The sequence below is a fragment of the Halomonas sp. genome (assembly GCF_029263665.1).
Lineage (GTDB): Bacteria > Pseudomonadota > Gammaproteobacteria > Pseudomonadales > Halomonadaceae > Halomonas.
On record NZ_JAJUFQ010000015.1, the window covers coordinates 54,276 to 74,578 of the forward strand.

Annotated in this window: 21 protein-coding genes and 1 other RNA gene; 14 read left to right on the plus strand and 8 right to left on the minus strand. The window is 58.2% G+C overall.

Annotation, left to right across the window (positions count from 1 at the left end):
- Nucleotides 1–108: 108 nt before the first annotated feature.
- The 3 genes from Q1K07_RS14545 to Q1K07_RS14555 are packed head-to-tail and all read left to right on the plus strand — an operon-like array spanning nt 109 to nt 3,036.
- Complete coding sequence (locus tag Q1K07_RS14545) at nt 109–1,230, plus strand: ABC transporter substrate-binding protein (protein WP_300312264.1); 1,122 nt, start codon at nt 109–111, stop codon at nt 1,228–1,230.
- Nucleotides 1,223–2,293, plus strand: coding sequence for an iron ABC transporter permease (locus Q1K07_RS14550; protein ID WP_300312266.1), 1,071 nt, complete (start codon nt 1,223–1,225; stop codon nt 2,291–2,293). Before Q1K07_RS14545 ends, Q1K07_RS14550 begins: the two co-directional genes overlap by 8 nt.
- Nucleotides 2,287–3,036 (plus strand): ABC transporter ATP-binding protein, encoded by a 750-nt coding sequence (locus Q1K07_RS14555; RefSeq protein WP_300312268.1) that lies wholly within the window; start codon nt 2,287–2,289, stop codon nt 3,034–3,036. Before Q1K07_RS14550 ends, Q1K07_RS14555 begins: the two co-directional genes overlap by 7 nt.
- Here the strand turns inward: Q1K07_RS14555 and Q1K07_RS14560 are convergent.
- The 4 genes from Q1K07_RS14560 to grpE all read right to left on the minus strand — a co-directional run bounded on the left by Q1K07_RS14560 (nt 3,014) and on the right by grpE (nt 8,196).
- Nucleotides 3,014–3,895: a DMT family transporter gene (locus Q1K07_RS14560; RefSeq protein ID WP_300312373.1), complete on the minus strand. Its 882-nt coding sequence runs from the start codon at nt 3,893–3,895 to the stop codon at nt 3,014–3,016. The genes Q1K07_RS14555 and Q1K07_RS14560 overlap by 23 nt on opposite strands.
- A gap of 163 nt (nt 3,896–4,058) precedes the next feature.
- Entirely contained in the window at nt 4,059–5,195 is a 1,137-nt protein-coding gene (dnaJ, locus tag Q1K07_RS14565) for a molecular chaperone DnaJ (protein ID WP_300312270.1), read from the minus strand.
- 179 nt (nt 5,196–5,374) lie between these two features.
- A complete protein-coding gene (gene dnaK, locus Q1K07_RS14570) occupies nt 5,375–7,306 on the minus strand; it encodes a molecular chaperone DnaK (RefSeq protein ID WP_300312272.1) in 1,932 nt (643 codons plus the stop codon).
- A 254-nt stretch (nt 7,307–7,560) separates the two neighbouring features.
- Nucleotides 7,561–8,196, minus strand: a complete 636-nt coding sequence (grpE, locus tag Q1K07_RS14575; RefSeq protein ID WP_300312275.1) for a nucleotide exchange factor GrpE — start codon at nt 8,194–8,196, stop codon at nt 7,561–7,563.
- A 370-nt stretch (nt 8,197–8,566) separates the two neighbouring features.
- Between grpE and recN the strand changes: the two genes are divergently transcribed.
- Nucleotides 8,567–10,240 carry a DNA repair protein RecN gene (recN, locus tag Q1K07_RS14580; RefSeq protein WP_300312277.1) on the plus strand — a complete coding sequence of 558 codons (1,674 nt, stop codon included), beginning with the start codon at nt 8,567–8,569 and terminating at the stop codon, nt 10,238–10,240.
- 118 nt (nt 10,241–10,358) lie between these two features.
- On the opposite strand, the gene fur is transcribed toward recN, so the two are convergent.
- Nucleotides 10,359–10,802, minus strand: a complete 444-nt coding sequence (gene fur, locus Q1K07_RS14585) for a ferric iron uptake transcriptional regulator (RefSeq protein WP_149286552.1) — start codon at nt 10,800–10,802, stop codon at nt 10,359–10,361.
- A 33-nt stretch (nt 10,803–10,835) separates the two neighbouring features.
- Here fur and Q1K07_RS14590 point away from each other — a divergent pair, with 33 nt between their 5' ends.
- Entirely contained in the window at nt 10,836–11,315 is a 480-nt protein-coding gene (locus Q1K07_RS14590; protein ID WP_366945081.1) for an outer membrane protein assembly factor BamE, read from the plus strand.
- An 11-nt stretch (nt 11,316–11,326) separates the two neighbouring features.
- On the opposite strand, the gene Q1K07_RS14595 is transcribed toward Q1K07_RS14590, so the two are convergent.
- Both Q1K07_RS14595 and Q1K07_RS14600 read right to left on the minus strand, forming a co-directional pair.
- Nucleotides 11,327–11,662, minus strand: a complete 336-nt coding sequence (locus Q1K07_RS14595; protein ID WP_300312280.1) for an RnfH family protein — start codon at nt 11,660–11,662, stop codon at nt 11,327–11,329.
- Nucleotides 11,652–12,086 carry a type II toxin-antitoxin system RatA family toxin gene (locus Q1K07_RS14600; protein ID WP_300312283.1) on the minus strand — a complete coding sequence of 145 codons (435 nt, stop codon included), beginning with the start codon at nt 12,084–12,086 and terminating at the stop codon, nt 11,652–11,654. Before Q1K07_RS14600 ends, Q1K07_RS14595 begins: the two co-directional genes overlap by 11 nt.
- A gap of 261 nt (nt 12,087–12,347) precedes the next feature.
- On the opposite strand from Q1K07_RS14600, the gene smpB reads away from it, so the two are divergent.
- A complete protein-coding gene (gene smpB / locus Q1K07_RS14605) occupies nt 12,348–12,833 on the plus strand; it encodes an SsrA-binding protein SmpB (RefSeq protein ID WP_300312286.1) in 486 nt (161 codons plus the stop codon).
- Nucleotides 12,834–12,886: 53 nt separating this feature from the next.
- Nucleotides 12,887–13,260, plus strand: a transfer-messenger RNA (tmRNA) gene (ssrA, locus tag Q1K07_RS14610).
- A gap of 208 nt (nt 13,261–13,468) precedes the next feature.
- On the opposite strand, the gene Q1K07_RS14615 is transcribed toward ssrA, so the two are convergent.
- Nucleotides 13,469–14,374: a LysR family transcriptional regulator gene (locus Q1K07_RS14615; protein ID WP_300312288.1), complete on the minus strand. Its 906-nt coding sequence runs from the start codon at nt 14,372–14,374 to the stop codon at nt 13,469–13,471.
- A 139-nt stretch (nt 14,375–14,513) separates the two neighbouring features.
- Here Q1K07_RS14615 and Q1K07_RS14620 point away from each other — a divergent pair, with 139 nt between their 5' ends.
- The 7 genes from Q1K07_RS14620 (at nt 14,514) to modB (ending at nt 20,298) form a co-directional block, all read left to right on the plus strand.
- On the plus strand, nt 14,514–14,906 hold the full coding sequence (locus Q1K07_RS14620; protein ID WP_300312291.1) for a RidA family protein: 393 nt from the start codon (nt 14,514–14,516) through the stop codon (nt 14,904–14,906).
- Between the two features lie 434 nt (nt 14,907–15,340).
- Nucleotides 15,341–16,345 carry a TRAP transporter substrate-binding protein DctP gene (gene dctP / locus Q1K07_RS14625; RefSeq protein ID WP_300312378.1) on the plus strand — a complete coding sequence of 335 codons (1,005 nt, stop codon included), beginning with the start codon at nt 15,341–15,343 and terminating at the stop codon, nt 16,343–16,345.
- 106 nt (nt 16,346–16,451) lie between these two features.
- Complete coding sequence (locus tag Q1K07_RS14630) at nt 16,452–16,958, plus strand: TRAP transporter small permease (protein WP_300312294.1); 507 nt, start codon at nt 16,452–16,454, stop codon at nt 16,956–16,958.
- Nucleotides 16,955–18,232 carry a TRAP transporter large permease gene (locus tag Q1K07_RS14635; RefSeq protein WP_300312296.1) on the plus strand — a complete coding sequence of 426 codons (1,278 nt, stop codon included), beginning with the start codon at nt 16,955–16,957 and terminating at the stop codon, nt 18,230–18,232. The genes Q1K07_RS14630 and Q1K07_RS14635 overlap by 4 nt, the downstream gene beginning before the upstream one ends.
- Nucleotides 18,233–18,295: 63 nt before the next feature.
- Complete coding sequence (locus Q1K07_RS14640) at nt 18,296–18,688, plus strand: LysR family transcriptional regulator (RefSeq protein WP_300312298.1); 393 nt, start codon at nt 18,296–18,298, stop codon at nt 18,686–18,688.
- Between the two features lie 86 nt (nt 18,689–18,774).
- Nucleotides 18,775–19,590 carry a molybdate ABC transporter substrate-binding protein gene (gene modA, locus Q1K07_RS14645; RefSeq protein WP_300312300.1) on the plus strand — a complete coding sequence of 272 codons (816 nt, stop codon included), beginning with the start codon at nt 18,775–18,777 and terminating at the stop codon, nt 19,588–19,590.
- 12 nt (nt 19,591–19,602) lie between these two features.
- Nucleotides 19,603–20,298 carry a molybdate ABC transporter permease subunit gene (gene modB, locus Q1K07_RS14650; RefSeq protein WP_300312302.1) on the plus strand — a complete coding sequence of 232 codons (696 nt, stop codon included), beginning with the start codon at nt 19,603–19,605 and terminating at the stop codon, nt 20,296–20,298.
- The last annotated feature ends 5 nt before the right edge of the window (nt 20,299–20,303 follow it).

Consider the following 20,303-nt stretch of genomic DNA (forward strand, 5'->3'; position numbering starts at 1 on the left):
GACAATGATACGCATATCTTATATGCTGCCGCCTTTCCCAATATGCAACATGACGTTCGTCAGCATGGTTCCAATGAATGTCATGCGCCAAGCGACAAGATCTCCAATATGCGCCTAATACCAAGCATCGTATCCTTGATCCCTGCTGTTTGCCTGAGCGGCATGGCTTTGGCTGAGCAGGTCACCATTACCGATGTCGCTGGCCGCCAGGTCAGTATTGACGTTCCTGTTGAGCGCATGATTCTTGGTGAAGGGCGCCAGGTCTATCTGCTGGGTGCCCTCGAACCGGATGCCCCGTTCGACCATGTCGTTGGATGGCGCGAAGATTTCTCCCAGGCCGATCCAGACAACTACGCTCGCTATGCCGAGAAGTTTCCCGAACTCAAGGAATTGCCGACCTTCGGTGGCTTCAAGGACGGCACCTTTGACGTCGAACAGGCTGCAGCCCTGCAACCTGATGTCATTCTGATGAATCTGGAAGCCCGCGCAGCCACGGAAGATGCCGGCTACGATGCCAAGCTGGCCGAACTGGACATCCCCATTGTCTATGTCGATTTTCGTGAAGACCCCATTGCCCACACCACCCCCTCGATGCGCTTGATGGGCCAGTTGCTCGGCAAGCAAGAAGCCGCTGAGGAATTCATTGCCTTCTCTGAAGCACAGATGGCCAGAGTCACCGATGTCATCGACGCCCACGACCCTGAGCGCCCCAAGGTATTCATCGACCGTGCAGGGGGCTACTCCGATGACTGCTGCATGAGCTTTGGTTCAGGCAACTTTGGCGACTATGTCGAGCTGGCGGGTGGCAGCAATATCGCTCGCGACATCATTCCTTCGACCTTCGGCACTCTGAATCCCGAGCAGATCATCGCCGCCAACCCACAGCAAGTAGTCGTTACCGGGGGCAGTTGGGACGCCTATGTTCCGGGAGGTGACTGGGTTGGTGTAGGGCCAGGAGCGGATCTTGCCGAGGCTCGGAACAAGCTGGAAGCCCTTACCGAACGCACCGCCATGACCGGCATTGATGCCGTGAAGGATGGCAATGTGCATGCCATCTGGCACCAGTTCTACAACAGCCCTGACTACTTCGTGGCCGTTCAGCAACTGGCGAGTTGGTTCCACCCGGAATTGTTCGCCGACCTCGACCCGGACGCCACCATGCAAGAACTGCATGACCGCTTCCTCCCGGTGGACTACGAACCTGGCTATTGGGTGTCTCTGGATGACTGAAAACAGCTCTTCAATCTCGACGCCCAACCAGGAACGCGATTTCTACCGCGCTCTGGTATGGCGTCGCCAGCTGATACTGGCGGGACTGGTGATAGCTCTGGTCTTCAGCCTCTGTGTCGACTTGGCTCTGGGCCCGGCACGCTACAGCCTTGGCGAAGTGTTGACCGCTCTGCTGGCTCCGGACTCGGTAAGTGATCAGGTACGGGTCGTATTGTGGGAAATCCGCATGCCGGTGGCACTGATGGCTCTGGTCGTGGGAGCCAGTCTTTCCATCGCTGGTGCGCAGATGCAGACCATCCTCAGCAATCCTCTGGCCAGCCCCTTTACCCTGGGCATTTCCGCAGGCGCTGGCTTCGGCGCTGCCTTGGCACTGGCCTTTGGTGTCGCGCTAGTGCCTGCTGCCATCGATTACGTGATTCCGCTGAATGCCTTCCTGATGGCCATGCTGACTTCCTTCCTGATCCATGCCTTGAGCATGCGTCGCGGTGTCACCATCGAGACCATCATCTTGCTGGGCATCGCCATGGTGTTCATCTTCAACTCGCTGATGGCCCTGATCCAGTTCTTTGCCAGTCAACAGGCTGTCGCTGCAGTGGTGTTCTGGACCATGGGTAGCCTGACCAAGGCCACCTGGCCAAAGTTGTGGATGTCACTCGCTGTACTCTGCCTGGTCATCCCGCTGCTGGCACGGCATGGCTGGGCACTCACTGCCATGCGCCTGGGAGATAGCAAGGCCGAGAGTCTTGGCGTCAAGCCTCGTGCCTTGCGGCTCGAAGTCCTGGTATTGGTGTCACTACTGGCTGCGATGGCTGTTGCCTTTGTCGGCACCATCGGCTTCATCGGGTTGGTTGGCCCACATATCGCTCGCATGCTGGTCGGTGAGGATCAGCGTTTCTTCCTGCCTGGCTCAGCACTATGTGGCGCGCTGATTCTATCGATCGGCTCTGTCCTGTCGAAGGTGATCCTCCCTGGCACCGTCATTCCCATCGGTATCATCACCTCGCTGGTAGGCATCCCCTTCTTCCTGTTCCTCATCCTCGGGCGCAAGAAAGCATCATGGTAACGCTCAAGCTTCATCAGGTCGGCGCCCGTTATGGCCGCAAGCAGATACTTTCAGGGATCACCACCCCGACACTGAAAGGCGGCCAGGTAGTGGCTCTGCTGGGACCCAATGCTGCCGGAAAATCAACGTTGTTCCGGCGCATTCTCGGTTTGCTCAAGGGCGATGGAAAAGTGGAAATATCCGGCACAACCTCCCATCGCCCAGTGGCTTACATGCCCCAGGACACTGGTGTCAGTGCAGTTTTGACGGTTTACGAGAGCGTCCTGCTGGCCCGTATGCAGGGCCGTAGCCTGAAAGTGCAGCAGGATGACCTCAATGCCGTTGAACAAGCCCTGCGCGAGCTTGGCATTCTTGCGCTAAGTCAGCGTGATATCAGCGACCTCAGCGGCGGGCAGCGGCAGATGGTCGGTGCAGCCCAGGCACTGGTGCAGAACCCCGAAATCCTGCTTCTGGATGAGCCCACTTCGGCTCTGGACCTGCATCGCCAGATCGATCTGCTATCGATCCTGCAACGCCTGGCCCAGGAGCGCCAAATGCTGGTCATCGTCGCTATTCACGACATTGGCCACGCTCTACGCTTCACGGATCAGGCACTGGTCATTGCCAATGGCAACTTCGTGGCTTGTGGGCCTACGACACAAGTTGTCACCACCGAGATGCTGCGTGACGTCTACCAGGTCATTGCTCGTATCGAGAGCTGCTCTCGAGGACAGCCACAGCTTATTGTCGAGTCAGCCGTCTGAAACGCCGCCCTTCAAGGGCGGCCAGCACTGCGCCAGCAACAATCAGGGGCAGTGCCAACACAAAACCCATTGACAGGGGCAGGCCAAACAGCAGCAGATCGACCAACACCGGCCAGATCAACGCAATATACTCAAACGGAGCCAGTCGAGAAGCCTCCGCAAAGCGCAATGCCAGCGTCATGGCGATATGGGCAGCCCCACCAAACAGACCCGCCAATACCAGCAACAGCAGTTGCTCGGTCGTCACGGAAGGCCAGCCCAACGGCAACGTCGCCAAGCCGGCAAGTGCCGAGGTCAGTACGAAGTAAAAAGCAATCGCCCCCGCCGTCTCGGTGCGCGAGATACGTCGCACGGTCAGCAAAGCACCCGCCGTAAGTACTGCCGATACCACCCCCAGCACATAGCCGGACACTTGACCAACACCATCACCAAGGCCTGGCAGCACCAATACCATCACTCCCGTCAACGCCAGCCCTAAAGCAGCAACACGGTGCAGGCTCAGCCGCTCACCCAGCAAGACCACACCACCCAGGGCCATGATGACCGGGCTCAACTGAGCCAGCAGTGTCGTCTCTGCCACCGGCAATCTGGCCACAGCAGCAAAGGAGGCAAACATGGCTGCCGCCCCCAGGCCAGAGCGCAGCACATGCCCCAACGGCCGGCGCGTTGCCAGCCCTGCAGGGAACTCCTTGCGCCAAGCCAGGAAGGCCACTATCGGTATCAGGGCGAACAGTGAGCGAAAGAACACAATCTGCCCCAGCGGGACAGTGTCACTAAGCAGCTTCACGCAGACCAGCATGCCCGTGAACAGCATGCCCGACAGCACTCGAAGCATGATGCCAAGGCCAGCGCGATCCATAGCATCTGTCACGGGACCATTCCTTGGGTGGGTATTGGGAAAACAGACTGGCCACCGCCGCCCCAGAGCCCTTATCCCTCACGGATAAACGAGGCTCTGGAATAGCGACGATGGCCAGAAGGAGGCATGCCATCCAGACGTTGGGGACGCTTTCAGAGCATCCTTAAGACTTCATGTCTTCGAAGAACTTCTTCACACCATCAAAGAAGCTCGATTTCTTCGGAGAGTGCTGGTTATTGCTATCGCCCAGGCTGTCCTGGAACTGGCGCAACAGGTCCTTCTGCTCTTCGCTGAGCTTGACCGGGGTCTCCACCACTACACGGCACAACAGGTCTCCCGCAGGGCCACCACGAACCGGCTTGACCCCCTTGCCACGCAAGCGGAACAGCTTGCCCGTCTGGGTCTCAGGCGGAATCTTGAGCTTGACCCGACCATCCAGGGTCGGGACTTCCAACTCACCACCCAAGGCAGCATCAACGAAGTTGATCGGCACTTCGCACTGCAGGTGGCGTCCATCCCGTTCGAAGATATGGTGGGGCTTGATGGCAACCTGAACATAGAGATCACCGGGCGGCCCACCGTTGACACCCATCTCGCCTTCGCCATTGAGGCGAATACGATCACCAGTATCCACGCCAGCCGGAATCTTCACCGACAGGGTGCGGGTTTCACGCACGCGACCATCGCCATGACACTTGTGGCACGGAACCTTGATGTGCTGTCCGGAGCCATGACAGGTCGGACAGGTCTGCTGCACGGCAAAAAAGCCCTGCTGCATGCGCACCTGACCATGCCCCTGACAGGTCGGACAGGTCTCCTTGGTGGATCCCGGTTCGGCACCACTGCCATCACAGCGATCACATTCGATATGGCGCGGCACACGAATGTCGACACTGGCACCCGCCACGGCACTTTCCAGGTCCAGCTCCAGGTTGTAGCGCAGGTCACTACCACGCTGAGGAGCATTCGGATTGCGCCGACCGCCTCCACCACCGAAGATATCGCCGAACACATCACCGAAGATGTCGCTGAAGCCACCAGCACCTGCGCCGCCAAAGCCTCCGGCACTCTGGCCATCCACCCCGGCATGACCAAACTGGTCATAGGCCGCACGCTTCTGGCTGTCCGTCAGGACTTCATAGGCTTCGGAAACTTCGCGAAACTTTTCCGACGCCTTCTCATCGCCATTATTGCGATCAGGGTGATATTTCTGTGCAAGGCGGCGGTAGGCCTTCTTGATGTCTTTAGTATCGGCACTGCGCTCGACGCCCAGCACCTCGTAGTAATCTCGCTTTGACATTAGTCGTCTCGCTTGGGAAACGCTGATTTATTGCTGCGTTGATTCATTGCTACGTTCGCGACATAAATCGGCAGTTCCCCTGGACAAGGGGGCTGTCCGCCTCCGTCACGACTCTCAGGAATACCAACGCGGGAGTCAGGCCCCCGCGCTGGTGTCATCCGAGATTCCGATGTCGTGGTTTACTGCTTTTTCTGGTCGTCGTTGACTTCTTCGTACTCAGCGTCGACCACGTCATCTTCCTTCTTGGCGCTTTCACCAGCCTCAGCACCTTCCGCATGCTGAGCGGCTTCTGCCTGCTCGGCATACAGTTTCTGAGCCACTGCGCCGGATGCCTCGGTCAGAGCATTGAGCTTGGCCTCGATAGCATCCTTGTCATCCCCCTTGAGGGCCTCTTCAAGCTCGCTGATGGCGCTCTCGACAGACTGCTTCTCTTCGTCGCTGATCTTGTCAGCGGCGTCTTCCAGCGTCTTGCGGGAAGCATGGATCATGCCATCGGCCTGGTTGCGCAGTTGCACCAGCTCCTCGAACTTCTTGTCTTCGTCGGCATGCGCCTCGGCATCACGCACCATCTGCTCGATCTCATCATCGGACAGACCGCTGGAAGCCTTGATGACGATGGACTGCTCCTTGCCGGTCGCCTTGTCCTTGGCGGACACATTGAGGATACCGTTGGCATCCAGATCGAAAGCCACTTCGATCTGCGGCACACCACGTGGTGCCGGCGGAATGTCGGAGAGATCAAAACGACCCAGCGACTTGTTACCGCTGGACTGCTTGCGCTCACCCTGCAACACATGGATGGTCACGGCAGTCTGATTGTCGTCGGCTGTCGAGAACACCTGAGTCTTCTTGGTCGGAATGGTGGTGTTCTTTTCGATCAGCGGCGTCATCACGCCACCCAGCGTCTCGATACCCAGGGTCAGCGGCGTCACGTCGAGCAGCAGCACGTCCTTGACGTCGCCACCCAGCACACCACCCTGGATAGCAGCACCCACGGCCACGGCTTCGTCCGGGTTGACGTCCTTGCGTGCTTCCTTGCCGAAGAACTCAGCAACCTTGGCCTGCACCATCGGCATACGGGTCTGGCCACCGACCAGAATCACATCATCGATCTCGGAAGCGGACAGGCCAGCATCAGCCAGTGCCGTCTTGCACGGGCTCAGAGAGCGAGTGACCAGCTCTTCGACCAGAGACTCGAGCTTGGCACGAGTGACCTTGACATTCAGGTGCTTCGGACCAGTGTTGTCAGCCGTGATGTACGGCAGGTTGACATCGGTCTGCTGGGCGCTGGACAGCTCGATCTTGGCCTTCTCTGCAGCTTCCTTCAGACGCTGCATGGCCAGGTTGTCACCGGACAGGTCGATACCGCTGTCAGCCTTGAACTGGTCAACCAGGTAGTTGATCAGCTTGAGGTCGAAGTCCTCACCACCGAGGAAGGTGTCACCGTTGGTCGCCAGCACCTCGAACTGAGTCTCACCGTCGACGTCGGCCACTTCGATGATGGAGATATCGAAGGTACCACCACCCAGGTCATACACCGCGATGGTCTTGTCTCCACGAGACTTGTCCATGCCATAGGCCAGGGCAGCCGCGGTCGGCTCGTTGATGATGCGCTTGACCTCGAGACCGGCAATACGACCGGCATCCTTGGTGGCCTGACGCTGGCTGTCGTTGAAGTAGGCCGGCACGGTGATGACCGCTTCAGTGACCTTCTCGCCGAGATAGTCTTCGGCAGTCTTCTTCATCTTCTTCAGCACTTCGGCACTGACCTGAGGCGGAGCCAGCTTCTTGCCCTTGACCTCAACCCAGGCGTCACCGTTGTCAGCTTCGGCGATGGCATAAGGCACCATCTTGATGTCCTTCTGGACGACATCGTCCTTGAAGCGACGGCCGATCAGGCGCTTGATGGCGTAAAGGGTGTTCTCCGGATTCGTCACTGCCTGGCGCTTGGCCGCCTGTCCGACAAGCGTCTCGCCGTCGTCGGTGTAGGCAATGATGGAAGGCGTGGTACGTCCGCCTTCGGCGTTCTCGATTACCTTGGCGCTGTCGCCGTCGAGCACAGCCACACAGGAGTTGGTGGTACCAAGGTCAATACCGATGATGCGTCCCATAGGAAATCCTCGAATTCAATGTCTTGCGAATCTGATGTCTTAAGTTGATGACTTAAGCGACTGTCTTGAAACAGGGGCCCTGATACTTGAAACAGGAACCCAGGCCTTGGAGAAACGCTGTCCAGTCATTTATTCGTAAATGCCGATCTGCTGTTTCTCTATTTGCGTTACCGACTATTTGGGGACCATTGTCGACGCTTTCAAGGCCCTGATGCGTCTTTTATCGACGAATCCATGAACCTCACTGGCACAGATCAGCCGGCTGCCTGGCTGACCACGACCATCGCCGGACGCACCAGGCGCCCATTGAGCACATAACCCTTCTGCATCACATCGATCACCGTGTTGGGGTCGACAGCGGGGTTTGGCACCATCGCCATGGCTTCGTGCAGTTGGGGATCAAAAGGCTCGCCCTGCGGCTCCAGCACTTCGACGCCGAACTTGCCCAGCACATCAAGCTGCATCTTCAGTGTCATCGAAACGCCTTCACGATGGGCCTCTGAGGCATCCGACCCCATGGACTCCAGCGCTTTCTCCAGACTGTCGACGACCGGCAGCATTTCCTTGATGAACTTCTCCAGGGCGAACTTGCGGGCCTTTTCAGCTTCAGCTTCTGCACGGCGACGCACGTTCTGGGCCTCCGCAGCAGTGCGCAGCAATTGATCCTTGGCTTCGGCCAGGTCCTGCTCCAGTTCTTCCACGCGAGTGGCCATCAGCATTTCGGGATCTTCCACGATACCTTCATCCTCAACCTGGGCTTCATGAGTAGCTTCCTGCTCAGCCACTACCTCCTCGCCCTGTGTCGCAGGAGCGTCTTCACCTTCCACCTCGGCGGCATGGGTCGAGTTGGCGAGCTCTTCTTCCTGCGGGGTATGGGGATCTTTGGCCATCTGAGCCTCCTGAAAAACGACATATGGCGGCAAGCGAGCACCGCTTTCCAAACTGGGTCGATGGTTCGACCGATGGTTGAGGAGGGATATGGGGATGCCTGCTGCAATCTCAAGCCCTTTCGCCATGAAAGCAGGCAAGAAAAATATCGACGCGTGTTGAGCCATTGGCCAGACTACTGTATAAACAGCCATGATAGTGGATGAATACACAGTGGTTTTGAAGTAAAAGTAAGTAAGCCCGTTCTTGTCGCAGCAGAATATTCACCGCACTAGATTTCGCCACGACAGAACGTTCGTCACAACACTTCCGTCACCGATCTTGCCGCCATTCAGCCTGCTTTCCACACCCTGGCGGTTTCAGGAGGCCCGTATGCTGACCGAGCTTGCCATTCGCGACTTTGCTATCGTCGATCATCTCGAACTGGAACTGGATGGCGGAATGACGGCCATCACGGGGGAAACCGGGGCAGGCAAGTCGATTCTGCTCGGCGCCCTTGGCCTGTGTCTGGGAGAGCGCTCCGATGCAGGTAATGTGCGTCACGGCCAATCCCGCGCCGATCTCTCTGCACGCTTCGATATCAACGCGCTGCCGGCAGCTCGGGAATGGCTGGATAACCGTGAACTCCCCAGTGACGACTGCCTGCTACGCCGGGTCGTGACCAAAAACGGCCGTTCCAAGGCTTGGATCAATGGCCAGCCAGTCACGATTGCCGATCTCAAGTCGCTGGGTGAAAACCTGATCGAAATCCATGGGCAGCATGCCCACCAGGCCCTGCTTCGCGAAGAAACCCATCTGCGCCTGCTTGATGATCTGGCGGGGCATCGGTCAAGCATCATGGAACTGACAGAGCTGTACCGCCAATGGCAGGCCACGCGCCGCAAGCTCAAGCGCCTGTCCGAGGACGGAGACGAACTGCGGGCCCGGCGCCAGTTGCTGCGTTATCAGGTTGACGAGTTGGAACAACTGGCCCTGGGTGACGATGAGCTGGCAAGCCTGGAAGAGGAGCAGCAGAACCTGGCCCATGCCGAGATGCGCCTGACAGAGTCCCAGTTCGCACTGAACTGCTGTGACAATGAAGAAGGTGGTGCCCTACCCATGCTCCGCCAGGCAATGCAGCGCCTATCGGCCCTGCCCGGCAGTGACAATGGCTCACTGGCAAACGCCATAGCCATGCTCGGCGATGCCAGCATCCAGCTGGAAGAAGTCGGGAGAGAGCTGGGCCAGCTAGTGGCCAATGTCGAGCTCGACCCCGAACGCCTGGCTTGGGTGGAGCAGCGCCTGAGCGAGACTCATCGCATCGCCCGCAAGCACCATGTCAGCCCTGAGGAGATTCCCGCGCTGCACCAACGACTCAGCCAGGAGCTGGCGGGGCTGGAAGGCAGTGATGACGACCTCGATGAGCTCAGCCAGGAAGCCGACACCCTGAAAGCTCGCTGGCGGGAGCTGGCCGAGAAGGTCAGCCTCTCACGCCAGCACGCCGCCAAGCGCTTCGGAATGGAAGTCCAGCAACAGCTCGCTTTTCTGGCCATGGGAAAGGCACGCTTCGAGGTAGAAGTCTGTCGCAGGGAAACTGCCGCTCCGGATGGCATGGATCAGGTTCGTTTCCTGATTGCCGCCAACCCCGGACAGCCCCCCCGCCCCTTGACCAAAGTGGCCTCAGGCGGCGAGCTGTCACGCATCAGTCTCGCGATTCAGGTCATTGCCGCCCAGCACTCCACCATTCCCAGTCTGGTATTCGATGAAGTGGATGTCGGCATCTCCGGCGCCACTGCCGAGATCGTCGGTCAATTGCTGCGCCGCCTGGGCCATGGCGGTCAGGTCCTGACCGTCACCCACCTGCCCCAGGTGGCTGCCCAGGCTCACCATCACCTTCATATTCAGAAACAGACAGAAGATGACACCGCCTTGTCACGCATGGCGCTGCTCGACGAAGCCGGCCGAGTCGGCGAACTGGCACGAATGCTGGGCGGCGTGACACTTTCCGACCAGACCCTGGCACATGCCAGAGAGATGCTGAATGCCAGCCAGGGCGCCAAGCACTGAGGCACCTCACGCCTCGACACGAACTAGCCGAACAAAAAGCAAAGAGAGCCCTGGACCGTGATGGCCAGGGCTCTCTCGTTACAGCCGGGATAGCTGATAAAGCGCTCGTTAGAGCGATTTATTTCTTGATGCTTTCCTGGCGGGTCGCCTTGGAACCTCGAGGACGGACATACAGCACCAGAGCATGATCGACCAGCTCATAGCCGTGCTCTTCAGCGATCTCCTGCTGGCGACGCTCGATGGTCTCGTCGAAGAATTCGATGATCTCACCGCTCTCCAGACACACCATATGATCATGGTGTTCTTCATGAGACAGCTCGAAGACAGCGTGACCGCCATCAAAGTTGTGCCGAACCACCAGTCCAGCAGACTCGAATTGAGTCAGCACACGATAAACCGTGGCCAACCCCACATCCTCACCTGCTTCAAGTAATGTCTTGTAGACATCCTCTGCGCTCAGGTGATGTTGATCGGTAGCAGATTCGAGAATCTGCAGGATCTTGACGCGTGGCAAGGTGACTTTCAGTCCGGCCTTGCGCAGTTCATGGTTCTTGTCGGCCATGGTTGCTCTTCGCAGTATCAGGTAGGGTCGGGTATGATCGACCGAACCCACGATAGTGAAGAACAGGCGCAAATGCAAAAGTTGACCGGAATTGTCACCCTTTCACTGGCCCTGGCCCTGTCCAGCGGCTGTACTTATTTCAGCGTTTACAAGCGTGATCTCGCCCAGGGCAACTTGGTGACCAATACTATGGTCGACCAGTTGCACGTTGGCATGAGCCGCCAGGATGTCGTTGATGTCATGGGCTCTCCACTGGCTGAAGCGCCTTTCAGCTCTTCCCAGTGGGACTATGTCTACCGCCTGGATGAGGCTTATGGAGACGTCAAGGAACGTCGTCTGACGCTGACCTTCTCTGGCGACCAGTTGACCAATATCGAACGCTCAGGCGATTTTTCCATCTCGCCGACCAGCAAACGCCATGAAGGCGGTATCGGTCCGACCAGCGGTGGCGGAGAGGACGACCCCAACCCCAACGACATCGAGCCGATCATCAACCGCACGCCTCCTCGCTGAAGCAGCACCTTTCAGCGTCCGGCACCTTTTGCCGCCCGTTCGGCCCTGGCTACCTTGGGGTCGATTTTCAGCGGGCGGTAAACCTCTACACGATCTCCTTCGTGTAGTTCGTGGTGCTCAGGATCTCGCAATGCTGTGCCGAAGATGCCAAGCGGCGCCTTGCTGAAGGTATCCTCAGGGATCTCGGGGAACAACGTCTCCAGCGCTGCCAGTGCCACGGCCTGCCTGGCAGTGGTGCCGTGCGCCACGTCCAGGCTCACAATGTGCTGTTCATGCGGCAAGGCAAAGGCAACTTCCACATGGATCTTGCCTTCCGCCCCGGATGAAACACCGGAATCAGTTGCCATAAATCTGATCTGCTCGACGGGTGAAAGCATCAACCTGCTGGCCGGCAATCTGCTGGAAGACCTTGCCAAAGGCCATGCCCAACAGGCGGCTGGAGAATTCGAAGTCCATTTCCAGGCTCACCTTGCACACGCTCTCGCCCATGGCGATGAACTTCCAGCGTCCAGTGAGTTTCTTGAATGGTCCCTTGACCAGGCTCAGCTCGATGCACTCCGGCTCGAACAGCCGGTTGCGCGTGGCAATGGTCTGCTCGAGACCAGCACGCCCAAGCGTCATTTCTCCTATCAGATGTGACTCGTCCCGTTCCAGCAGTCGTGCACGACAGCATCCTGGCAAGAACTCCGGATAACGCTCGAAATCATTGACCAAATCGAACATCTGCTTGGGGGTGTGCCGCACCATGGCGGAACGATTGACCGTTGGCATTGACCTCTCCGCTGACTTCAAGGGGCCCAAGGCGTATCATGAGCGGTTATTTCAGCCTTGAATGGTACCATGCTTCGCCCCATATCGAAGTGAGCGCTGGAGCAGCACTGATCCCAGGCAACCGGTCGCCGCCCCGGGACAAGCCAACGGAATGCCGCTCCCACGAGGCCGGCCGGGGCATCAGTGCCATACCGAGGTACCTTCCACATCATGGCAGGTGCTTATCAAGGCCTACACAGGGTTTGTACACCAAGAGGTTCCATGGCCAACAAAAAGGGAAAGGGTCCCAGCAGTAACGTCATTGCCCAGAACAAGAAGGCACGTTTCGAGTACCACATCGATGAGGTATTCGAAGCCGGTGTTGCCTTGTCCGGGTGGGAGGTCAAGAGTCTGCGTGCCGGCAAGGCGCAGTTGACCGATACCTATATTCTGGTCAAGAACGGTGAGGCCTGGCTGCTGGGCAGCCACATTACACCGCTCAATACCGCCAGCACGCATGAGATTGCCGATCCGACCCGTACGCGCAAGCTGCTGCTGCATCGCAAGGAGATTGCCAAGATCTTCTCGCGCACCCAGGACAAGGGGCACACCTGTGTGCCGCTCAAGCTGTACTGGAAGGGCCCGCTGGTAAAGTGCGAGCTAGCTCTCGTGACAGGCAAGAAGCAGCATGACAAGCGCGCCACCGAGAAGGACCGCGACTGGCAGCGTCAGAAGGGGCGTGTCATGCGTGATCAGAACCGCGCCTGACACAGGCTATGGCGCTTGTCATGGCCTGTCTGATATACTGAGCAAGCGTTATTGGGGGCGACATGGCTTCGACGCTGATGACAACCCCTGAGGTGCATGCCGAGAGCGTGATGTATCTCGTAAATCCAACATCACGATTAAATAGTCGCAAACGACGAAAACTACGCTCAGGGCGCTCTGGCAGCTTAAACCCCTGCCCGTCCTACCCAGAAGCATCGCGCCCGGTCGTTGCCGATGGGACATGAGCTCGTATAGCCGGGATCGCGTTTGGTTCTGTTCTCGCGCCAAGCGTTAAACTTTAGAGAAATCGCACGCTGGAATCCTGCCCGTTGGAGTCCAGAGTGTTAAATCAAATAACGGAACTAAGCATGTAGAGCCGATGGGCGAGTGTTAGCGGACGCGGGTTCGATCCCCGCCGCCTCCACCAATATCCGACTGAAGCCACCTTGACCGGGTGGCTTCTTTCGTTTCAGGCAACAGGGGCGAGTGTTAGCGCTCTACATCACCCCGGGTTCCATCCCCGCCGCCTCCCCCATATCCGACTGAAGCCACCTTGACCGGGTGGCTTCTTTCGTTTCAGGCCCCTTTCGTTTCAAACCACAGGGGCGAGTGTTAGCGCTCTCGCATCTGTTTGATCACAGCCGCGTGCTTGCCATCAGGCCCGCGACCCAATCGATGAACACTCGTAATTTGGCGCTGACGTGCCGGTTCGGTGGATATGCGATGTACATCGGCATCGGGTCGAGATGCCAATCATCGAACAGGCGCACCAATTCGCCGCGCGCCAGGTGCTCCGTGGCCATGTAGTGAGGGAGCCACAATACTCCGAGACCCGCCAACCCTGCCGCCAGGTAAGCGTTGCCATCGTCGACAGCGATGACATAACGACCATGTACCTTGAAGCTTTCACTGTTGCGATGCATCGCGAAGGGAGGCGCCTTTCCGGCGTGAGCCCATATGAAGCCCACGATACGTTGGTGCTCGAGTGCAAGTTCCTTGGGATGTGATGGTGTGCCAGCGCGCTCCAGGTAACTCGGGGATGCGTACACCCCAAGTTGCAACTCACCCACGCGACGCGCTATCAGAGACAGATCTGTCAGCTCTCCTCCCCGCACGACGCAGTCCACGCCTTCGCCAATCAGGTCCACCTTGCGATCACTTACCCCCATGTCGAGTTGAATGTCAGGATATTGGGCATAGAACGCGGGCAAGGCTGGTATGAGAATCATGCGGGCCAGCGGGCTGGGAACGTCCACTCGCAATCGCCCCCTGGGCAATGCTGAAGCACTCGACAGGCTGGTTTCAGCATCATCCATGTCCTCCAGCAATTTCACGACGCGATCATAGTAAGCGGCTCCGTCAGCCGTCACGTTGACCTTTCGCGTAGTTCGATTGAGCAGCTTTACACGCAGTCGTGTTTCAAGGCTCTGGATGAGCTGCGACACACTGGCCTTGTTCATATGAAGCGACTCGGCCGCCTTGGTAAAGCTGCCCGTCTCCACCACGCGCGCGAATGCCTGCATTGCGTTGAAGCGGTCCATTTCCTTTTCAAGGCCTCGCAATTGTTTGGATATGGCAAACAGTGTTTGTTGTTCATGGGCGTTTATCCACAAGGCCTGGACACATAAGGTTTCCTGACCATGACCCCGGGTCATCATCCACCCATTGAAGGAAAGACTCATGACACAGCGCGACGCCGTTTTCCCCGCAGGTCGGCATGACCTTTACACATCACACGCCTATTCCGCAGCGATCAGATCAGGTGATCTCCTGTTTGTATCCGGTCAAGTCGGCAGCCGCAGCGATGGCACTCCCGAGCCGGACTTCGAGGCCCAGGTACGTCTGGCATTCACTAATCTCAAGGCAACCCTGCAAGCAGGTGGGTGCGGACTTGACGATATCGTCGACGTGACCACCTTCCATACCGACCCTGAGCATCAGTTCGACACGGTCATGGCCGTCAAGAGCGAAGTCTTCCCGGAGGCGCCTTATCCGAACTGGACGGCAATCGGCGTCAACTGGCTGGCGGGATTCGACTTCGAGATCAAGGTCATTGCCCGTATTCCTGGCTGAATCTCACCAGACCAGGGTGTTACAACAGCATGAATACGATATGCCGTGCGGACATCCACATGGCATATCATGCACCGCTCGCACGGTGTGCGGCCGATATCGAGAAAACAGCAGGAACGCTACTGTTTAGCTCTGAACGACAATCGATCGTTCACATCATCCGGCTCCCCTTCAGGCTACCCGAAGGATGCTCCAGTTCGCTCCCGCTAGATGAGTGCCCAGTGCGCTTCATTCTGCTCACCGACTTACTTCCGCGTGGATACCCCAAGGGTCTGATACGAGGTGTGGACAGAAACGCAATGTCTCGCAGGTTGCATAGTCAACGCCAGTACCCATAGATTCAAAAGTGTGCAGTGCGAAAACATCTCGCAAGATGTCATCCCATAACAACAAGGAGTCGACAGATGTGCAGCATACTTTCCCGGCGTGTTCTGATGGGTGTTTCCTTGGCGGTGTGCCTCAGCACTTCCGCACTCTCCCAGGCCTGGGCGCAAACGATCAACCTCAGCTACAACGGGGCGCCGGACCCCGACAAGAATGCCGTTCATGTCTTTGCCGACAACCTGAAGAAACTGGTTGAGGAGAAGACCCAGGGCGAGCTGGAAATCAAGCTGTACCCCAACAGCATGCTGGGTGAAGAGCAGGAGAGGATGGAGCAGGTGATCAGTTCACCGTCCCTGAATATTGCCTCCTTTGCCGGTATGGCTCCAATTGTTCCGGAGATATATGTCAGCGCTATCCCCTTCCTGTTCGAGGATTTTGCTGCCGCGCGGAGCTTCTTTGATGAAGGCCAGTACTGGCAGCAGGTCAAGGATGATTTCCGTGAACGTAGCCAGGGGTCGGAAATTCTTTCGGTCGTGGAAGAAGGGGGATTTCTTGCCTTCACCAACAACAAGCGCCCCATTCATGGCCCCGATGATTTCAATGGCCTTCGATTTCGGGCCATGGACCCCAGCCAGGTAGCGCTGTATGAAGCCTTCGGCGCCTCAGGCACACCTATTCCCTGGACAGAAGTCTATATGGCACTGAAAACCGGGGTTGCCGATGGCCAGATGAACCCACCCATGTACGTCATCCTGGGCAGCCTGTCCGAAGTGCAAAAATACCTGACGTTGGCCAACATCCAGTATTCCGACCAATTCCTGATCGCCAATGGGCAGTTGCTGGAAAGTCTCAGCGACGAAAACCGCCAAGCCCTGCTGGATGCCGTAGAACAGGCCAATCAGATGGCGCGGGTCGAGAATGAGAACAAGGTGGACGAGCGCATCGCATACCTGCAGGAACAGGGCATGGAAGTTATCCATCCCAGCGCCGAGGACATGGAAGCATTTCGTGCCAAAGGCCAGCCAGCCTATCTCAAGTGGCTGGAAGAGGAACAGGGCATGGACCATGAACTGATCAAGACAGCCTTCGAGGATGCTGGACAGCCCCTGGAGTAAGCCTGTACCGCGTGTCATCGCGATGGTGTACGCGGTAACTCACATGCGCTTTCAGCGGTAGCCCCTGCTTGGCTACCGCCTCTTCTCTTCACTCAGGTGAGATGTCATGAAGTCTTCTCTGATGGCGTGCCGCAGCCAAGTCCTGCGAGCGCTGCGCGGGCTGGCGATCACAGTGGCCGTCTTGTTGCTGGCCGTGACCGTGCTGATCATTCTCTATGGCGTGGTGATGCGCTACCTGCTGGGCGGGTCACCGATCTGGATGGATGAACTCTCCCGTTTTCTCATCATTGCCAGCGTGATGTTCGCGCTGGGAACTGTATGGGTGGAAGGCGGGCATATGCGCGTGTCTCTGCTGGAGCGCGTACTGCCGAGTTTCTGGGCGCAATACTTGGTTATCTACCAGTGGTTGCTGACACTGGCACTGAGTGGAGGAGCGGCCTGGCTGAGCTACCGCTATGCCCTATCCACGACGATGTTTTCCACTCTGGGGTTGGGCATTTCGCGCAGCATCCCCCTTATGACGCTACCTATCGGGTTTTCACTCCTGTTCGTACAGGCGCTCTGCTATGGCCCCCATCCACTGCGCAATGAGCTGGAGGAAACCGCGTCATGATCTGGGCAATGCTGGCGGTATTCGTGGTGCACGTACTTCTGGGACTCCCACTGTTCCTGGCGCTGCTGACCACGGCGGTGGTGGGCTTTGCGTTTGTTGATCCCTCAATGCTGGCTCGCCTGGGACCACAGCAGTTCTTTGGGGGTATCAATGTCTTTTCACTGATGGCAATTCCGCTGTTCATTCTGGCAGGCAACCTGATGAATGCCAGCGGATTGACGGAACGATTAATGCGCCTGGCACGTTTGCTTGTCGGCCATCTGCGTGGCGGCATGGGGCACGTCAATGTGGTGTCCAGCGTGTTCTTTGCTGGTGTGAACGGCTCGGCAGTCGCGGACACCTCCGCGCTGGGCTCACTGCTGGTGCCTTCCATGCGCAAGGAAGGCTACTCGACATCCTTTGCGGCGGGGTTGACCGCAGGAAGCTCATTGATCGGCCCGATCATCCCTCCGAGCATTTTCATGATTCTGTATGCCTCGCTGACCAACACCTCGGTGGGCAAGCTGTTTCTGGCAGGCGTGGTCCCCGGGATTCTTCTGGGCATCGCCTTCATGCTGATGAACGCCTGGTATGCGCATCGTCACCAGTTGCCCGTACGTACCCGTAAACCTTCACGGAGAGAGGTAATGGGAGCTGCCTGGAGTGCCATGCCTGCACTGGTAGCTCCCTTCATCATCGTCTCAGGCATCGTGCTCGGCTTCGTGACCCCCACGGAATCCGGGGCACTGATCGTGGCCTACGTGATTGCCTGTGGGCTATGGCTTGGCCCACTGCGCATAGGGCAGATCTGGAAGGCGCTGCGCGAAACCACCAAGCTGACCTCTGCGATTTTCGTGATCATGGCCGTGTCGAGCATCGTCAGCTGGTTGCTTTCCTCGGCCCAGGTGCCGATGCAATTCGTCAGTCTCCTGACACCCTATGTCGACAGTCCAGTGCTGATTCTGCTGCTGTTGAGCGCGATCACCTTCGTGACAGGCATGTTCATGGAGGAAGTCTCGGCGCTGATGCTGCTGACCCCCATCTTCATGCCCGTAGCCATGGCAGCCGGTGTTGACCTAGTGCACCTGGGCGTGATCATCACCCTGAATATCACCATTGCTCTGATCACTCCCCCCATGGGGGCCTGTGTCTTCGTGGCGGCGGCAGTCAGTCGCCTGGATATCACGTCCCTGTTTCGCACCATCTGGCCTTTCGTGCTGGTGGCCTTGCTGGTGCTGTGTCTATTGATTCTGTTTCCTGGCCTGACACTGTGGCTGCCAACCTTTCTGGGATGAACATTCCCCCCTGTCGCGGTGCCCGCTACCATGGTGTGAAATACTCAGCCCAGTGGAACCCACATGACGCGTACCCGCCATGACCAACCCTGTTTCCAGCTCCGCCTGGTGATCGATAGAGATGTCGTGCTCGGCCCGGGAAAAGCCGATCTGCTGGAGCGCATCGATGCGTGCGGGTCGATTTCTGCTGCAAGCCGCGATCTGGGCATGAGCTACAAGAAAGCGTGGCAGCTCATTGACACCATGAACCGATATTTTCCTTCTCCACTGATTGCCACCACCTCTGGCGGTAGCCAGGGAGGCGGTGCCCAGGTCACGCCGCTGGGGCGCGAGGTGCTCGACCACTATCGCGCCCTGCAGCGTGGCCTTGAGCCCAGCACTTCCGGCCATGCCCAGGCTCTGATGGCGCTACTTCCCCAGGCTCCGTCAACCTCCGAGGACCAGGTTCAGCCTTGAAACAGTCTGCACCCGCTCGTGCTTGGCAAGCTGCCTCATCCCTAATATAGTCTCCGTTATTTCCAGCCATACATAACGGAGTTGCCATGCTCGGCCATAGACCGGAATTCCTGCTGTCCGCTCGCCAGTCCCTGTTCGCCTTGGCTTTGCTGGCGACCGCCTCACTGGCCACCTCTTCGTTGGCCCAAGCAGCGACTCTGCATGTTTCAGCGGCAGCCTCCCTGACCGGTGCCATGGATGATGCCATCGAGACCTACACGGCGAACCATCCGGATGTCTCCATCGTGCCGATCTATGCCTCTTCTTCCACACTGGCACGACAGATCGCCAGCGGAGCTCCTTCCGATCTGTTCATTTCCGCCAATCTCAAATGGATGGACTGGCTGGAAGAACAGGATGTCGAACTTCAGGGGCGTACCAACCTGCTGCAGAATCGCCTCGCTCTCATCGCGCCGGCCGCCAGTGACGTCACCCACTTCATTCCCGGCAAGGATGGCGCCATCGAAAGTCTGATCGGAGCCGATGATCGCCTTGCCGTCGGTGATCCCAGCCATGTCCCGGCAGGCATCTATGCCCAACAGGCTCTGGCGTCGTTGGGCGAATGGGAAACAATGGAACCGCGCCTGGCCCGTGCCAACGATGTGCGTGGTGCTCTTGCCCTGGTCGAGCGCGGAGAAACTCCCGTAGGTATCGTGTATCAGACCGACGCCAAAGCCAGCGAAGGCGTGCGCACGCTGGGCCTGTTTCCTCTGGAGAGTCACGAACCCATCGTGTATCCCATCGCCCAGATCGGTGCCGGCGAGAACGATGATGTCGAGGCTTTCCGTGCCTGGCTGGAAGATCAGGAAGCGCAGGATATCTTCACCGCCCATGGCTTCATGACGGCCTCCAGCAACGAGTAGAGACACTTCGACTTGCTTACTTCAGCCGAGTGGGACGCCATTCTGCTTAGCCTGAAGATCGGCATCAGTGCCGTGGGCTGGATCCTGCCTCCCGGCATTGCCATCTCCTGGCTATTAGCGCGTCATGAGTTTCGTGGTAAAGCACTGCTGGACGGCATCGTGCACTTGCCATTGGTGCTTCCTCCCGTGGTGGTCGGCTATCTGCTGCTGATCTCTCTGGGCCGTCAGGGCGTAGCAGGACAATGGCTCTATCAATGGTTCGGCGTATCCCTGCCCTTCACCTGGCAGGGTGCCGCCGTGGCCAGTGGTGTCATGGCTTTCCCACTGCTGGTGCGGGCGATGCGCTTGTCCCTGGAAGCGGTCGACCCCAAGCTGGAAGCTGCGGCCAGCACCCTGGGCGCCAACCGCTGGCGTGTCTTCTTCACCATCACTTTGCCACTCTCGATTCCCGGCCTATTGACCGGCTGTCTGCTCGCCTTTGCGCGAGCCTTGTCCGAGTTCGGGGCCACCATCACCTTTGCCTCCAACATACCTGGCGAGACCCGAAACCTGCCCCTGGCGCTCTACTCGTTGATCCAGACACCAGGGAAGGAAGCCGCCGCCGCTCGCCTGTGCGTCCTGGCCATCGTCATTGCCATGCTGTCGCTATTGGCTTCGGAATGGCTGGCTCGCCATGCCAGGCACCGCCTGCGCGAGCGAGATAGCTGAATATG

Coding starts and splice junctions, on each gene's coding strand:
- Q1K07_RS14545 (WP_300312264.1), top strand. CDS start 109: ATGCGCCTAATACCAAGCATCGTATCCTTGATCCCTGCTGTTTGCCTG.
- Q1K07_RS14550 (WP_300312266.1), top strand. CDS start 1,223: ATGACTGAAAACAGCTCTTCAATCTCGACGCCCAACCAGGAACGCGAT.
- Q1K07_RS14555 (WP_300312268.1), top strand. CDS start 2,287: ATGGTAACGCTCAAGCTTCATCAGGTCGGCGCCCGTTATGGCCGCAAG.
- Q1K07_RS14560 (WP_300312373.1), bottom strand. CDS start 3,895: ATGGATCGCGCTGGCCTTGGCATCATGCTTCGAGTGCTGTCGGGCATG.
- dnaJ (WP_300312270.1), bottom strand. CDS start 5,195: ATGTCAAAGCGAGATTACTACGAGGTGCTGGGCGTCGAGCGCAGTGCC.
- dnaK (WP_300312272.1), bottom strand. CDS start 7,306: ATGGGACGCATCATCGGTATTGACCTTGGTACCACCAACTCCTGTGTG.
- grpE (WP_300312275.1), bottom strand. CDS start 8,196: ATGGCCAAAGATCCCCATACCCCGCAGGAAGAAGAGCTCGCCAACTCG.
- recN (WP_300312277.1), top strand. CDS start 8,567: ATGCTGACCGAGCTTGCCATTCGCGACTTTGCTATCGTCGATCATCTC.
- fur (WP_149286552.1), bottom strand. CDS start 10,802: ATGGCCGACAAGAACCATGAACTGCGCAAGGCCGGACTGAAAGTCACC.
- Q1K07_RS14590 (WP_366945081.1), top strand. CDS start 10,836: ATGATCGACCGAACCCACGATAGTGAAGAACAGGCGCAAATGCAAAAG.
- Q1K07_RS14595 (WP_300312280.1), bottom strand. CDS start 11,662: ATGGCAACTGATTCCGGTGTTTCATCCGGGGCGGAAGGCAAGATCCAT.
- Q1K07_RS14600 (WP_300312283.1), bottom strand. CDS start 12,086: ATGCCAACGGTCAATCGTTCCGCCATGGTGCGGCACACCCCCAAGCAG.
- smpB (WP_300312286.1), top strand. CDS start 12,348: ATGGCCAACAAAAAGGGAAAGGGTCCCAGCAGTAACGTCATTGCCCAG.
- Q1K07_RS14615 (WP_300312288.1), bottom strand. CDS start 14,374: ATGGACCGCTTCAACGCAATGCAGGCATTCGCGCGCGTGGTGGAGACG.
- Q1K07_RS14620 (WP_300312291.1), top strand. CDS start 14,514: ATGACACAGCGCGACGCCGTTTTCCCCGCAGGTCGGCATGACCTTTAC.
- dctP (WP_300312378.1), top strand. CDS start 15,341: ATGGGTGTTTCCTTGGCGGTGTGCCTCAGCACTTCCGCACTCTCCCAG.
- Q1K07_RS14630 (WP_300312294.1), top strand. CDS start 16,452: ATGAAGTCTTCTCTGATGGCGTGCCGCAGCCAAGTCCTGCGAGCGCTG.
- Q1K07_RS14635 (WP_300312296.1), top strand. CDS start 16,955: ATGATCTGGGCAATGCTGGCGGTATTCGTGGTGCACGTACTTCTGGGA.
- Q1K07_RS14640 (WP_300312298.1), top strand. CDS start 18,296: ATGACGCGTACCCGCCATGACCAACCCTGTTTCCAGCTCCGCCTGGTG.
- modA (WP_300312300.1), top strand. CDS start 18,775: ATGCTCGGCCATAGACCGGAATTCCTGCTGTCCGCTCGCCAGTCCCTG.